13 protein-coding genes are annotated in these 12,690 nt (G+C 72.8%); 5 read left to right on the top strand and 8 right to left on the bottom strand.

All coding sequences use genetic code 11. The annotated features are described in order from the left end of the window. Positions 1 to 101: 101 nt before the first annotated feature. The gene (locus MicB006_RS30190) at positions 102 to 893 is read left to right on the top strand and encodes a GntR family transcriptional regulator (RefSeq protein ID WP_116510685.1); all 792 of its coding nucleotides are present in this window, start codon (positions 102 to 104) and stop codon (positions 891 to 893) included. A gap of 701 nt (positions 894 to 1,594) precedes the next feature. Here MicB006_RS30190 and mshC read toward each other — a convergent pair. From mshC to MicB006_RS30170, 4 genes are all read right to left on the bottom strand, one after another. Next, a complete protein-coding gene (mshC, locus tag MicB006_RS30185; RefSeq protein ID WP_116510683.1) occupies positions 1,595 to 2,833 on the bottom strand; it encodes a cysteine--1-D-myo-inosityl 2-amino-2-deoxy-alpha-D-glucopyranoside ligase in 1,239 nt (412 codons plus the stop codon). Between the two features lie 67 nt (positions 2,834 to 2,900). Then, positions 2,901 to 3,719 (bottom strand): SCO1664 family protein, encoded by an 819-nt coding sequence (locus tag MicB006_RS30180; protein WP_116510681.1) that lies wholly within the window; start codon positions 3,717 to 3,719, stop codon positions 2,901 to 2,903. Beyond that, positions 3,716 to 4,297, bottom strand: a complete 582-nt coding sequence (locus MicB006_RS30175) for a DUF3090 domain-containing protein (RefSeq protein WP_116510679.1) — start codon at positions 4,295 to 4,297, stop codon at positions 3,716 to 3,718. Before MicB006_RS30175 ends, MicB006_RS30180 begins: the two co-directional genes overlap by 4 nt. Before the next feature lie 86 nt (positions 4,298 to 4,383). Next, positions 4,384 to 5,097, bottom strand: a complete 714-nt coding sequence (locus tag MicB006_RS30170; RefSeq protein WP_116510677.1) for an MSMEG_4193 family putative phosphomutase — start codon at positions 5,095 to 5,097, stop codon at positions 4,384 to 4,386. A gap of 791 nt (positions 5,098 to 5,888) precedes the next feature. Here MicB006_RS30170 and MicB006_RS30165 point away from each other — a divergent pair. After that, on the top strand, positions 5,889 to 6,473 hold the full coding sequence (locus tag MicB006_RS30165; RefSeq protein ID WP_116510675.1) for a hypothetical protein: 585 nt from the start codon (positions 5,889 to 5,891) through the stop codon (positions 6,471 to 6,473). A gap of 61 nt (positions 6,474 to 6,534) precedes the next feature. On the opposite strand, the gene MicB006_RS30160 is transcribed toward MicB006_RS30165, so the two are convergent. Together MicB006_RS30160 and MicB006_RS30155 are read right to left on the bottom strand one after the other, a co-directional pair. After that, positions 6,535 to 7,371 (bottom strand): undecaprenyl-diphosphate phosphatase, encoded by an 837-nt coding sequence (locus MicB006_RS30160; RefSeq protein WP_073829693.1) that lies wholly within the window; start codon positions 7,369 to 7,371, stop codon positions 6,535 to 6,537. Then, on the bottom strand, positions 7,368 to 8,420 hold the full coding sequence (locus MicB006_RS30155) for an LLM class F420-dependent oxidoreductase (RefSeq protein ID WP_116510673.1): 1,053 nt from the start codon (positions 8,418 to 8,420) through the stop codon (positions 7,368 to 7,370). Before MicB006_RS30155 ends, MicB006_RS30160 begins: the two co-directional genes overlap by 4 nt. Before the next feature lie 163 nt (positions 8,421 to 8,583). On the opposite strand from MicB006_RS30155, the gene MicB006_RS30150 reads away from it, so the two are divergent. Together MicB006_RS30150 and MicB006_RS30145 are read left to right on the top strand one after the other, a co-directional pair. Beyond that, positions 8,584 to 9,555 carry an aldo/keto reductase gene (locus MicB006_RS30150; protein WP_073829695.1) on the top strand — a complete coding sequence of 324 codons (972 nt, stop codon included), beginning with the start codon at positions 8,584 to 8,586 and terminating at the stop codon, positions 9,553 to 9,555. Between the two features lie 70 nt (positions 9,556 to 9,625). Beyond that, positions 9,626 to 9,817 carry a DUF5703 family protein gene (locus MicB006_RS30145; protein ID WP_030274256.1) on the top strand — a complete coding sequence of 64 codons (192 nt, stop codon included), beginning with the start codon at positions 9,626 to 9,628 and terminating at the stop codon, positions 9,815 to 9,817. Between the two features lie 54 nt (positions 9,818 to 9,871). On the opposite strand, the gene MicB006_RS30140 is transcribed toward MicB006_RS30145, so the two are convergent. Both MicB006_RS30140 and MicB006_RS30135 read right to left on the bottom strand, forming a co-directional pair. After that, complete coding sequence (locus MicB006_RS30140; protein ID WP_116510671.1) at positions 9,872 to 10,525, bottom strand: hypothetical protein; 654 nt, start codon at positions 10,523 to 10,525, stop codon at positions 9,872 to 9,874. A 62-nt stretch (positions 10,526 to 10,587) separates the two neighbouring features. Beyond that, positions 10,588 to 11,916 carry a M20/M25/M40 family metallo-hydrolase gene (locus MicB006_RS30135; protein WP_116510669.1) on the bottom strand — a complete coding sequence of 443 codons (1,329 nt, stop codon included), beginning with the start codon at positions 11,914 to 11,916 and terminating at the stop codon, positions 10,588 to 10,590. Between the two features lie 127 nt (positions 11,917 to 12,043). On the opposite strand from MicB006_RS30135, the gene MicB006_RS30130 reads away from it, so the two are divergent. Further along, positions 12,044 to 12,661, top strand: a complete 618-nt coding sequence (locus MicB006_RS30130; protein ID WP_116510667.1) for a hemerythrin domain-containing protein — start codon at positions 12,044 to 12,046, stop codon at positions 12,659 to 12,661. The last annotated feature ends 29 nt before the right edge of the window (positions 12,662 to 12,690 follow it).

The raw sequence follows: 12,690 nt of genomic DNA, 5'->3' as shown, positions 1-12,690 counted from the left end.
AGCCGGGTCCCCTGGTTGGGACCCGGTTTCTTCGTGTCCGGGGTGGCGACGTCACACCCGCTAGGGCATCCTAGGAACCTAGCTGTTCTGAGGAGGCCCGGATGCAGATCAACCCCGGCGCGGCCGAGTTCCCGCACCGGCAGATCGCCGCGCAGCTCAAGGCCCAGGTGCGCCGCGGCGACTGGGGCCCCGGCGAGCGGCTGCCGTCCATCCCGGCCATCGCCGAGATGTTCGGCGTCGCGAAGCAGACCGTCCAGCGCGCCGTCGACCAGCTGCGGGTCGAGGGCATCCTGATCACCAAACCCGGCTCCGGTACGTACGTGCGGGGCACCCGGCGCCGCCTCAACCGCCTGTCCCGGGGCCGGTACGGCGGCTTCCGCGGCTACCACACCGACCTGGCCGCCCGGTACCGCCAGCAGCTCGTCTCGGTCGGCCGCTCCCGCGCCCCCGCCGAGGTGGCCGACGCGTTCGGCGTCGCCGACGGCACCGAACTGCTCTGCCGGCGACACCTGGTACGCACCGACGACTCCCCGGTCGAGGTCGGCGCGTCGTGGTTCCTGCCCGCCGACACCGCAGGCACCTCACTGGAGCGCGCCGAGGCGTTCGGCCGCCCGCTCTATCAGGAGGCCGAGGAGGTCACCGGCCGTCGGTACGTCACCGCCACCGACACGATCAGCGCGCGCCAGCCCAGCCGGGAGGAGGCGGAAATCCTCCAGATCCGCCCGGACACACCGGTGCTGCACCTGCTGCACGTGGCCTACGACGAGCGGCACAAGCCGATCGAGGTCGCGCAGGCCACCTGGCCCGGCCCGATGACCACGCTCACCGAGGAGTACAAGATCCCCGCCCCCACCCCCGACCAGGACCCCGACCCCGGCCTGGTCCTGGGCTGACCGCCCCGCGCCCCGCGCCCCGCGCCCCGCGCCCCGCGCCCCGCGCCCCGCGCCCCGGCGATCATGCGCACGCCTCGGCGATCTTGCACTTCGTGCCCCGGCAGATGCAGATGGGGCATTTACGACGCCCCGAGGGCCACAAGTGCAAGATCGCTGAGGCGCACCGGCAGGGCCGACGCAGCACGCACGCAGGCTCCCGGAAGGGCCACGCCCAGGCGGAACTCCCGGGCCGGGGCACACGGGCGCAGCTCCCAGAACGGCCACGCCGGGGCGGAGTCTCCAGGCCGGGCCATGCTGGGTGGAACACCATGGGTGTCAAACCGCCCTCGACGCACCCATCACGTTCCACCCACCCGTCGAGCGACGCGATCTTGCAGTTGCGGCCCCCGCAAAATCGGACGAAAAGGCGAGAACACGGGCCGCAAGTGCAAGATCGGCGAGGCGAGGCGAGGCGAGGCGAGGCGAGGCGAGGGAGCGGGAGAGGGAGAGGGCGGCACGGGAGGGCGGCTCGGGGATGGGCGAGCGAGCAGGGCGCGGCACGGGGCAAGAGGGGCGGCTCGGGGACGAGCTCAGGGCAGGGCGCGGCACGGAGCCAGAGGGCGGCTCGGGGACGGGCGCGGGCAGGGCGCGGCGAAGGTGAAGGTGCAAGAGGCACGACGGGGTGGCGCGGGACGGGCGAGCGGGCAGAGAGGGCCGAACGGCTACAGGGCGATGCCGAGGAGGGCGTCGACCGTGTCGGTGAACAGGGCCGGGGCCTCCGGGTCGTCCGAGGCGCCGTTCAGGGCTCCGTCGGCCCAGCGGTCAGCCGCCGCCAGCGCGCCCGGCGTGTCCAGGTCGTCGGCCAGGCGCTCGCGTACCTCGGCCAGCAACGCCGCCCCCGACGGCCCGGCCGGCGCGGCGGCGGCCCGCCGCCAGCGGTCCAGCCGCTCGTGCGCCTCGGTGAGCAGCTCGTCGGTCCAGGAGCGGTCGGTGCGGTAGTGCCCGCTCATCAAAGCCAGCCGCACCGCCATCGGGTCGACCTTGTCGGCCCGCAGCCGGGACACGAAGACCAGGTTGCCCTGGGACTTCGACATCTTCTCGCCGTCCAGGCCGATCATGCCGGCGTGTACGTAGTGGTCGGCGAACGGCGCCTCGCCGGTGAGCCGCTCGGCGTGCGCGGCGGAGCACTCGTGGTGCGGGAAGATCAGGTCGTTGCCGCCGCCCTGCACGTCGATGCGGTCGCCGAGCAGGTTCAACGCGATGACTGTGCACTCGATGTGCCAGCCGGGACGGCCCGCGCCGAGTTCGCCGCCGGGCCAGGACGGCTCGCCCTCGCGGGCGCCGCGCCACAGCAGCGGGTCGAGCGGGTCGCGCTTGCCGGCACGCTCCGGGTCGCCGCCGCGCTCGGCGAACAACTCCAGCATCTGCTCGCGGGACAGGTTCGACTCGTATCCGAAGCGCGGGGCGGCGGAGACGTCGAAGTAGACGTCGCCGGTGCCGTCGTCGAGCCGGTACGCCGCGCCGTCCTTGAGCAGCACCAGCACCTTCTCGGCGATCTCCGGGATCGACTCGACAGCGCCGACGTAGTGCGCCGGCGGGATCATCCGCAGCGCCTCCATGTCCTCGCGGAACAACGCGGTCTCGCGCATGGCCAGGACCTTCCAGTCCTCGCCGTCGCGCTCGGCGCGTTCCAGCAGCGGGTCGTCGATGTCGGTGACGTTCTGCACGTAGCGCACGTCCAGGCCGGCGTCGCGCCACATCCGCTGCACCAGATCGAACGCGATCATGGTGGCGGCGTGCCCCAGGTGCGTGGCGTCGTACGGGGTGATGCCGCAGACGTACATCGAGGCCGCGCCCTCGGGCCGGCTGGGGTGGGCGCCCTGCCGCGCCGAGTCGTACAACCTCAGCGGCACGCCCTCGCCGGGCAGCCGTGGCACCTCGTGTCCCGCCCAAGACTCCATGACCGCCAGCCTAACGATCCGTCAGACGCTCGGGTGCCGCCCTACGGGTGATCAACGCGACAGCGGCTCACATCGGTGGCCAGGGCATCGCGGGCCACTCCTCGGGGGGCAGCGGAAACCGGCCGGTCTCGCGCAGCCGCCGTACCCGGGTCGCCAGCGCAGCGGTCTCGCCGATCGTCAGGTGCTCGGCCAGTTCGTCGCCGAGCGGGCCGCGAAGCTGACCGGCCAGGCCGTCGAGCATCTCCACCGCGTCCGGTGGCAGCTCGCGGCCGGCCCAGCCCCACAGCACCGTACGCAGCTTCTCCTCGACGTGGAAGCTGACGCCGTGGTCGACGCCGTAGATCCGGTCGTCCGGGCCGACGAGCACGTGCCCGCCCTTGCGGTCGGCGTTGTTGATGACCGCGTCGAGCACGACGAGCCGGGCCAGGCGCGGGTCGTCGGCGTGCGCCAGCGCATACGCCGCGCCGTCGTCGTCGCGGGCCGCCGCGACCGGAAACCAGCGCGGCGGGATCTCGCGCGCCGGCACGAACCCGACGAGCGGCTCGGCGTCGTCCGGCTCGTCGATCCAGAGCTGGCAGGAGCCGGGACCGAACGCGCCGTCGCGCAGCACCGTCGGCGGCACCAGGTCCCAGCCGGTGGCACGGGACACCAGGTAGGCGGCCACCTCCCGGCCGGCGAGCGTGCCGTCCGGGAAGTCCCACAGCGGGCGCTCGCCGCGTACCGGCTTGTAGACACAGTGGGCGGTGACGTCGCCGAGCGCGACGACGCCGCGCAGCGTGGCGTTGGAGGCGTCGACCAGCCGCCCCTCCAGGGTCAGCTCACCGTCGGCGAGCAGCCGCAGCGCCTCGGCGCCGTCCTGTCGGGGCTGCAGTTCCGACGACGTCACCGGTGATAGCCGTTGTTCCGGGGGCAGAGGTGACCGGCCGGGTCCAGCGGCTGCCCGCACAGCGGGCAGGGGGGACGGCCGGCGTTGACGACGCGCTTGGCCCGCTCGATGAACTCGCGGGTCGCTTCCGGGGTCAGCCGTACCCGGAGCCGGTCGAGGTCGTCGTCCGGCTCCTCCGGTTCCTCGTCGGCGTCGTCGTCCGCGCCGCCCAGCTCGACCTCGACCTCCGCCTCACCCACGGCGATCGCCTCGATCACCACTGTCGCGGTGTCCACGTCGAAGGCCAGGCCCAGCGTGCCGACGCGGAACTCCTCGTCCACCGGGGTGTCGAGCGGCTCGTTGTCGCCGCCCGTCGTCGGCGCGGCCTCCGGCAGCTGCACGCCGAAGCGGCGCTGCGCCTCGGCGAGCAGCTCTTCGAGCTTCTCGGCGAGCAACGACACCTGGACCTTCTCCAGCGACACGCTGACCAGCCGGCCGCCGCCGCGCGCCTGGAGGAAGAACGTACGCTCCCCCGGCGGGCCGACCGTACCGGCGACGAACCGCTCGGGCGGCTCGAAGGCGTGCACCTGGTGCGTCATACCCACGACCCTATCCGGCGCGTGGAAGTGCCGCGCAGCCCACCGACGCCGAATCCGCCCAGAGCGAACGCGCCGCGCCGGGCCGGCTATCCGGCCGCGCCCGCGCCCCCGCCGACCGCCGCGTCCGACTCGGCCGGCCGCGCCGAGCGGCGGCGCCGCTTGCGCGGCGGCGGGACCAGCGCCGACAGGTCGCCGCCGGTGTCGTTGAGCCGGACCAGGAACGGCCGCAACGGGGTGTAACGGATCGCCGTCACCGACGCCGGGTCGGCCACGATCCGCTGGAAAAGATCAAGGTGTACGCCGAGCGCGTCCGCCACGATCGCCTTGATCACGTCGCCGTGGCTGCAGGCCAGCCAGACCGCCTCCGGCCCGTGCTCGGCGGTGACCCGCGCGTCCCAAGCCCGTACGGCCGCCACCGCGCGAGCGGACATCGCCGCCATCGACTCCCCCTGCGGGAACGCGGCGGCGCTCGGGTGCTGCTGCACCACCGGCCACAGCGGCTCCTTCGCCAGCTTCTTCAGCGACTGCCCCTCCCAGTCGCCGTACCCGCACTCGATCAGCCCTTCGTCGACCACCGGCTCGGCGTCCGGCAGAGCCAGTTCCAGGGTCTGCCGGCAGCGGATCAGCGGGCTGGTCACCACCGCCGCGAGCGGCAGCCCGGCGAGCACTGCGCCCACCGCCGTCGCCTGCGCGCGGCCGGTGTCGTCCAGCTCGACCGGCTGCCGCCCGGCCAGGCCGCCGTCGGCGTTCGCGGTGGTCCGGCCGTGTCGCAGAAGCAGAAGGGTCGCCACGCTGACCACCCTAGGCGGTACGCCCCAAAGGTGATCGTCCCGCCACGACCCCCGCCATATCGCCGCCCCCACACACCGTCCCCGCCCTCGCACCCCCGTCGGCGTCGATCATGAAGCTGGACCAGACAAAACGGTCGACTCGCGCCGCCAACCTCGTGATCGCACATCGCATCGCGCGGCTTGTTCGTCTCGCGCGGCAATCCGCCGGAGATCTTGGAAGATCTGGGCCCCCCTGAGGGCCATTCCCTTCCAAGATCTCCGGCGGTGGTGGCGCACGCCAAGGATCTTGGTACGTTCCCGCCCTTATGGGGGCCGTTCCGTACCAAGATCTCCGGTGAGCCCTTTCTAGAGCGGCGACATGCGCTTGGGATCTGCCGTGGGCGACCCGACCTTCCACACGATCATGAGCTCGGCGGTGACAAACCGGACACGACGTGCCGTCAACCTCATGATCGACGCTTCCGGGCGACGGAGGGGTGAGCCGGGGTGGCGGGGTGTCCGGTTCGGGGGTGGTCGGGGACACGCGGGTGGCGGAATCGGATGCGGGGCCTGGGCGTTATACCTGGTGAACGACCGCAGCAGCGCCCCCGCAGCCGAGAAGGCGGGCGGCAGCGTCCGGGAATGATGCCGGGCCGGCGGTCGTTGGACATGTCTCCGGCGCGACCAGCGAGCCCCGCACGCCACCCCCGGCGTCCGCGGCCCGCGTGAGCAGACGCCGGATCCCCCCGAAGACTTCTTGAGCGCCTGACGGTGCCCACGCCCCCACCCCCTGGGTGCGTCGACCCCCGAATGGAGCCCCCATGAACAGCATTCTGCGTAAGAGCATCCTCGGTATCGCCGGTCTGACCGTCGCCGGTGGCCTGGCCGCCGGCCCCCTCAACCACGACAGCGCCCCCACCGCGCGGGACACCGCGGTCACCACCACCCAGGCCGCGAAGCTCGACACCGCCACGCTGATCCCGCACGGCGTACAGGGCGAGCAGTCCCACATCGACCTCAACGACGAGCAGACCGCCAACGTCAAGGCCATCATCGCCGCCACCAAGAAGGCCGGCATGGACGAACGCGCCGCCGTCGTGTCCATCGCCACCGCGCTGCAGGAGTCGAAGCTGGAGAACCTCGGCCACCTCGGTGACCGCAACGACCACGACTCGCAGGGCCTGTTCCAGCAGCGCCCCTCCTCCGGCTGGGGCACGGTCGAGCAGATCACCGACCCCGAATACTCCACGACCGCGTTCCTGAAGGGTCTGAAGCAGGTCGACGGCTGGCAGGACATGCCGCTGACCGTCGCCGCCCAGACCGTCCAGGTGAGCGCCTACCCGGACCACTACGCCCAGTGGGAACAGCAGGCCGCCGACCTCGTCGCCCAGCACTGGAACAAGTAAGACAGAGCGAAAGGCCGGCACCCCGAGACGGGGTGCCGGCCTTTCGCGTGCCAGGGCAGCGTCAGGTCGCGCTGAGCGTGCCCGTGGCCAGCAGGCAGATGACCAGGCTGCCGAGCGCGACCCGGTAGAGCACGAAGACGTACAGCGTGTGGTGTGCGACGTAGCGCAGCAGCCAGGCGATGGCGGCGTACCCGACGACGAACGCGATGAGCGTCGCCACCACCATCTGCGCGACGCTCGGCGCGGCGGTGCCGGGCGCGGACGGCTCGAAGACGTCCGGAAGGCTGAACACGCCGGAGATCACCACGGCCGGGATGGCCAGCAGGAACGAGTAGCGGGCCGCGGTCTCCCGGGTCAGGTTGAGCAGCAGGCCCGCGGTCAGCGTGCCGCCGGAGCGGGACACGCCGGGCACCAGCGCCGCGGCCTGGGCGAAGCCCATGACCACGCCGTCGCGCATCCGGAAGTTCTCCAGCGTACGGGTCTGGCGGCCCCAGTACTCGGCGAAGGCGAGCAGCACCGCGCCGATGATCAGTGTGCAGGAGATCAGCCAGAGGTTGCGGCCGGCGGTGCGGATCTGGTCCTTGAAGATCAGTCCGAAGATGCCGATCGGGATGGTGCCGACGATGACGTACCAGCCCATGCGGTAGTCGAGGCTGGAGCGCACCGAGCGGTCGACCAGGCCCACGCACCAGGTCCGGACGATCCGCCAGATGTCCTTGGCGAAGTAGATCAGGACGGCGGCCTCGGTGCCGAGTTGGGTGACCGCGGTGAACGAGGCGCCCGCGTCCCGGCCGAAGAAGATGGCCGAGGTGATCCGCAGGTGGCCCGACGAGGACACCGGGAGGAACTCGGTCAGTCCCTGGACGAGGCCCAGGACGATGGCTTCGAGCCAGGTCACTCGCCGACTCCGGACAGCTCCAGCGCCTCGGCCACGGTCCGCAGCGTCTGCACCCCGCTCTCCCGGTCGGCCACGAACAGCGACACCGACAGCGTGGTCACGCCGGCGGCGGCGTACTCCCGCATGCGCTCGGCGATGCGCTCCTTCGAGCCGAGCAGCGAGGTGCGGTCGATGAACTCCATGGGTACGGCGGCGGCGGCGTCGCGCTGCCGCTTGGCCAGGTAGAGGTCCTGGACCTCGCGGGCCGCGTCGCCGTAGCCCATCCGGGTGGCGAGCTGGTTGTAGAAGTTCTGCTTGCGGCTGCCCATGCCGCCGACGTACAGGGCGGCGTACCAGCGGACCAGCTCGGCGCAGGTGGCGACGTCGTCGCCGACCACGACCGGCACGGACGGCACCACGTCGAAGCCGTCCAGTTCCTTGCCGGCGGCGGCGCGGCCGGTCCGGACCGAGGCGAGGTGCTCCTCGGCGAACTCTGGGGAGTAGAAGACGGCGAGCCAGCCGTCGGCGATCTCGCCGGCCAGCTCCAGGTTCTTCGGGCCGACGGCGGCCAGGTAGATCGGGATGTGCTCGCGCGGCGGGTGGAAGCCCAGCCGCAGCGCCTTGCCCGGGCCGTCCGGCAGCGGCAGCGTGTAGTGCTCGCCGTCGTACGCGACCTCCTTGCGGGCCACCGCCAGCTTGACGATGTCGACGTACTCGCGGGTGCGGGCCAGCGGCTTGGCGAACCGGACGCCGTGCCAGCCCTCCGAGACCTGCGGGCCGGACACGCCCAGGCCGAGCCGGAACCGGCCGCCGGAGATCGCGTCGATGGTCGCGGCGGTCATCGCGGTCATGGCCGGCGAGCGGGCCGGGATCTGCATGACCGCCGACCCGACGTCGATCCGCTCCGTCTGACCGGCGATCCAGGACAGGATGCTCGGCGAGTCCGAGCCGTACGCCTCCGCGGCCCACACGACCGAGTAGCCGAGCCGGTCCGCCTCCTGGGCCAATGCCAGGTGGTCGAACGGCGTGCTCCACGCCGTCTGGTATCCGAGGTTGAGCCCGAGTCGCACTGATCCTCCCGCCATCCGCACCACAGGTCGCATCAGGTTACGCAATGAGCGTGGCGTACTCGACGTCCGGCTCACCCGAACATGTCACACCGGTCTGATGTCGCGCGGGAACTTGACTGCGGCGAGGATATCCGTGACGCCGGGTTCGAAATAAGGTTCACGCATGCAACAGCGACCGCTCGGCCGAAGCGGGCTGGCGGTATCGCGGCTCGCGCTCGGCACCATGACCTGGGGACGGGACACCGACGCCGACGACGCGGCCGCCCAGCTGAAGAGTTTCCTCGACGCGGGCGGCAACCTCGTGGACACCGCCGACGTGTACGCCGACGGTGACGCCGAGTCGGTGATCGGCTCGCTGCTGGGCAGCCTGGTGGACCGCGACGAGCTGCTGATCGCCACCAAGGCGGGGCTGCGGCCGGGCAGCGGCCGGCGCCGAGACGGCTCGCGCGGGCATTTGCTGCGTACGCTCGACGCCTCGCTGCGCCGGCTCGGCACCGACCACGTCGACCTCTGGCAGGTGCACGGGTACGACCCGGACACCCCGCTGGAGGAGACGCTCTCGGCCCTGGACCACGCCGTGTCCAGCGGGAAGGCCCGCTATGTCGGCGTGTCGAACTTCTCCGGCTGGCAGACCGCCCGCGCCGCCGCCTGGCAGGCCGCCTGGCCGGGGCGGGCGCCGGTGGTCGCCGCGCAGGTGGAGTACTCGCTGCTGGAGCGCGGCGTGGAACGGGAGGTGCTGCCCGCCTGCGCCGGGATGGGGCTGGGCGTGCTGCCCTGGTCGCCGCTGGGCCGGGGCGTGCTCACCGGCAAGTACCGCAACGGCCGCCCGGCCGACTCACGGGCGGTGTCGCCGCACTTCGAGCGGTTCGTCGCCACCTACCTGGAGCCGCGCTGCTCCAGCATCGTGGAGGCGGTCGCCATCGCGGCCGGCGGGCTCGGCGTGTCGCCGCTGGAGGTGGCGCTGGCCTGGGTCCGGGACCGGCCCGGCGTGACCGCGCCGATCCTCGGCGCCCGCACCGTCGGGCAACTGCTCGGCGCGTTGCAGGTGGAGCGGATGACGCTGCCGGCGGAGATCGTCACGGCGCTCGACGACGTGTCGGCGGTGCCGGTGGGCTATCCGGAGCGCGACGGCTGAGCCGCGGCGGGGCGATCCGGGTCACCGTCAGGGGGTGGCGGAGGGCCCCCGACCTGGGCAGCATAGGGGCATGGACTACGAATACGCGCCGCTGCGGTTGCCCTCGAACGTCGATCGGCTGACCGCCGCGGCGCAGCTGGCGATCCAGGCCGAGTTCTCCGGCTGGGAGCTGGCCCGGGTGCGGCTCTACCGCGACGGCACGCGGCAGGTGGTGCTGCGGCGCCGCCTGGTGAACCAGTCGCAGCCGGGCCTGTCGTACTGACGGGCCCGTCCCCGGGGCCGCGCGACGCGGCACGGCCCCGGGGACGCGCACGGCCTAGTGCGCGTGGTCGTGCTCCTCGTCGAGCTCCATGAACGGGTGCTCGTCGAGCCGGCCGACCAGCCGGTCGTCGGCGGCGGGCTGGAACGGCCCGACCGGGTCGTCGTCGTCGAACGACTCCAGGTCGACAGGGGTGCCGACCTCGCTGACCATGACCACGCCGTCGAGCGGTTCCAGCTCCGGCACGTCCAGCGCGGACAGCGAGCCGTCGCCGCTCTGCAGCAGCTCCAGCACCGCCTCGCCGACCCCCTCCACCGGGGCCGGCTCGTCGTCCTCCGGGGTGCCGTCGCGGCGGGCCGCCTCGGCCGCGCGCAGCAGCGCGGCGACGCTGGGCACCCGGTAGTCGCGCCGCTGCCGCACCGAGATGACCCGCGGGTGCGGGTCGGTGGGCTCGCCGCCCTCGACGGCGCCGAAGCGCTCGTCGGCCTCGTCCGGGTCGATCGACTCCACGTCCCAGGGCGTCACCTCGCCGAACGCGTCGAGCAGTTGCTCGTCGTAGGCGAACGAGGCGTTGTTCAACCCGACGTACGCCTGCCAGACGGCGTCGTCGTCGATCCGGCCCTGGGCGGCCCGGACGGCGGCCAGGTGGGCGCGAGCGGCGTCGATCACCCGCTCGAGGGCGGCATCCAGCTCACCGTGCTGGTCGGTCATGTGTGGCAGTCCCTTCGCGATGGGGGGAGGGTTCCGCGCCGACGGCGCCGCTGTGGGCGCGGTCAGCAGGTACGCAGGAAGCGGTCCAGAACCCGCACGCCGAACTGTAGTCCGTCCAGCGGAACCCGCTCGTCGATGCCGTGGAACAGGCCGGAGAAATTGAGGTCGGCGGGCAGCCGCAGCGGCGCGAAACCGAAGCAGCGGATGCCGAGTTGGGAGAACGCCTTGGCGTCGGTGCCGCCGGAGAGCATGTACGGCACCGGGTGCGCGCCCGGGTCCTCGGCGCGCAGCGCGGCCGACATGCCCGCCACCAGGTCACCGTCGAAGGTGGTCTCCAGGGCCGGCTGGCGCTGGACGTACTCGATGGCGATGTCCGGGCCGACCAGCTCGCGCAGCTGCCGCTCCAGCTCCTCGCTCTGCCCGGGCAGGCTGCGGCAGTCGATGGTGGCGGTGGCCCGGCCGGGGATGACGTTGTCCTTGTAGCCGGCGGCCAGCCGGGTCGGGTTGGCGGTGTTGCGGATGGTCGCGCCGATGATGTTGGCGATCGGGCCGAGCTTGGCGATCGCGGTCTCCGGGTCGTCCGGGTCGATCTCGATGCCGAGCACGTCGGAGACCTCGGCCAGGAAGGCGCGGACGGTGTCGGTCATCACCACCGGGAAGCGGTGCCGGCCGATCCGGGCGACCGCCTCGGCCAGGGCGGTGACCGCGTTGTCGTCGTGCATCATCGAGCCGTGGCCGGGCCGGCCCTTGGCGTGCAGGCGCAGCCAGTCGATGCCCTTCTCGGCGGTCTCGATCAGGTAGAGCCGGCGCTGCTCGTCCACCGAGTAGGAGAAGCCGCCCACCTCGCCGATCGCCTCGGTGCAGCCGTCGAACAGGTCGCGGTGCCGCTGGGTGAGGAAGTGCGCGCCGTAGTCGCTGCCGGCTTCCTCGTCGGCGGTGAACGCGAGCACGATGTCGCGCCGGGGGCGGACGCCGGCGCGCTGCCAGCCGCGCACCACGGCGAGCACCATGGCGTCGAAGTCCTTCATGTCGATCGCGCCGCGGCCCCACAGGTAGCCGTCGCGGATCTCGCCGGAGAACGGGTGCACCGACCACTCGTCCGGGTCGGCGGGGACGACGTCGAGGTGGCCGTGCACGAGCAGCGCGTCGCGGCCCGGCTCGGTGCCGGGGATGCGGGCGACGAGGTTCGCCCGGCCGGGGGCGGACTCGTGGATCTCGGCGTCGACACCGACCTCGGCGAGCTTCTCCGCCACGTACTCGGCGGCGCGCCGCTCCCCCACGCTCGTGTCGTTGTCGCCGGTGTTCGTGGTGTCGATGCGCAGCAGGTCGCGGCAGAGGTCCACGACCTCGTCGGTGGCGTCGGGCCGGGCGGGGAGGGCGTCGCTCGTCATCGCTTCCTTATATCAGCAGGCGGGGTCGTCGCGGCCGTCGGTGCGCGCCGCGGTTTCGTGGATCTCCCGGCCGGGTACCGGCGGAGGCGCCCGGGACATCGACCCCGGCCGTCACGAGGAGGGCCCCATGACCGTCCCGCTGCCGCCGCTGCCGCCCGCCGCCGACGACGCGTACCGGCCCGGGGGCCGCAGCGTCGCCGACCTCGTGGACACCGAGCACCGGGCGCTGCTGGGGCTGGCCGACCGGGTCACCGACCCGGCGCTGGCGGCGGCCGAGCGGCGCGACGTGCTGGACGTGCTGACCGCCGCGGTGTCCCGGCACCTGTCGGCCGAGGAGCAGTACCTGTTCCCGGCGGCCCGGGCCGCCATGCCGGACGCCGTCGAGCTGGTCGAACGCGAGATCGAGGCCGACGCCGGGCTGCTGACCGCGCTCAAGGGGCTGTCCGGCGCGGACGACCCGGCGGTCGCGGACGTGGCCGAGCGGGTGCGCCGGCACGTCAGTCGTGTCGCGGCGCTGGTCACGCCGTTGCGGGAGGTGGCCAGCGACGCCGAGTTGATCCGGCTGGGCAACCGGTGGGAGATCGCGGAGGAGGCGGCGCCGACGCGTCCGCACCCCGGAACCCCGGCCACCCCGCCCTGGAACAAGATCGTCGAACCGGCGGTCGGGGTGCTGGACAAGGTGCGCGACGTGGTCTCCGGACGGCGTACCCGGCTGAGTGACCTGGAACACCGCCGCGAGGCATGAGCCGATCGCCCCTTTCGCGTATCGGTTCG

The sequence above is a fragment of the Micromonospora sp. B006 genome (assembly GCF_003408515.1).
In the GTDB taxonomy this organism is placed as follows: domain Bacteria; phylum Actinomycetota; class Actinomycetes; order Mycobacteriales; family Micromonosporaceae; genus Micromonospora; species Micromonospora echinospora_A.
This window is presented reverse-complemented; position numbering and strand designations above follow the sequence as displayed.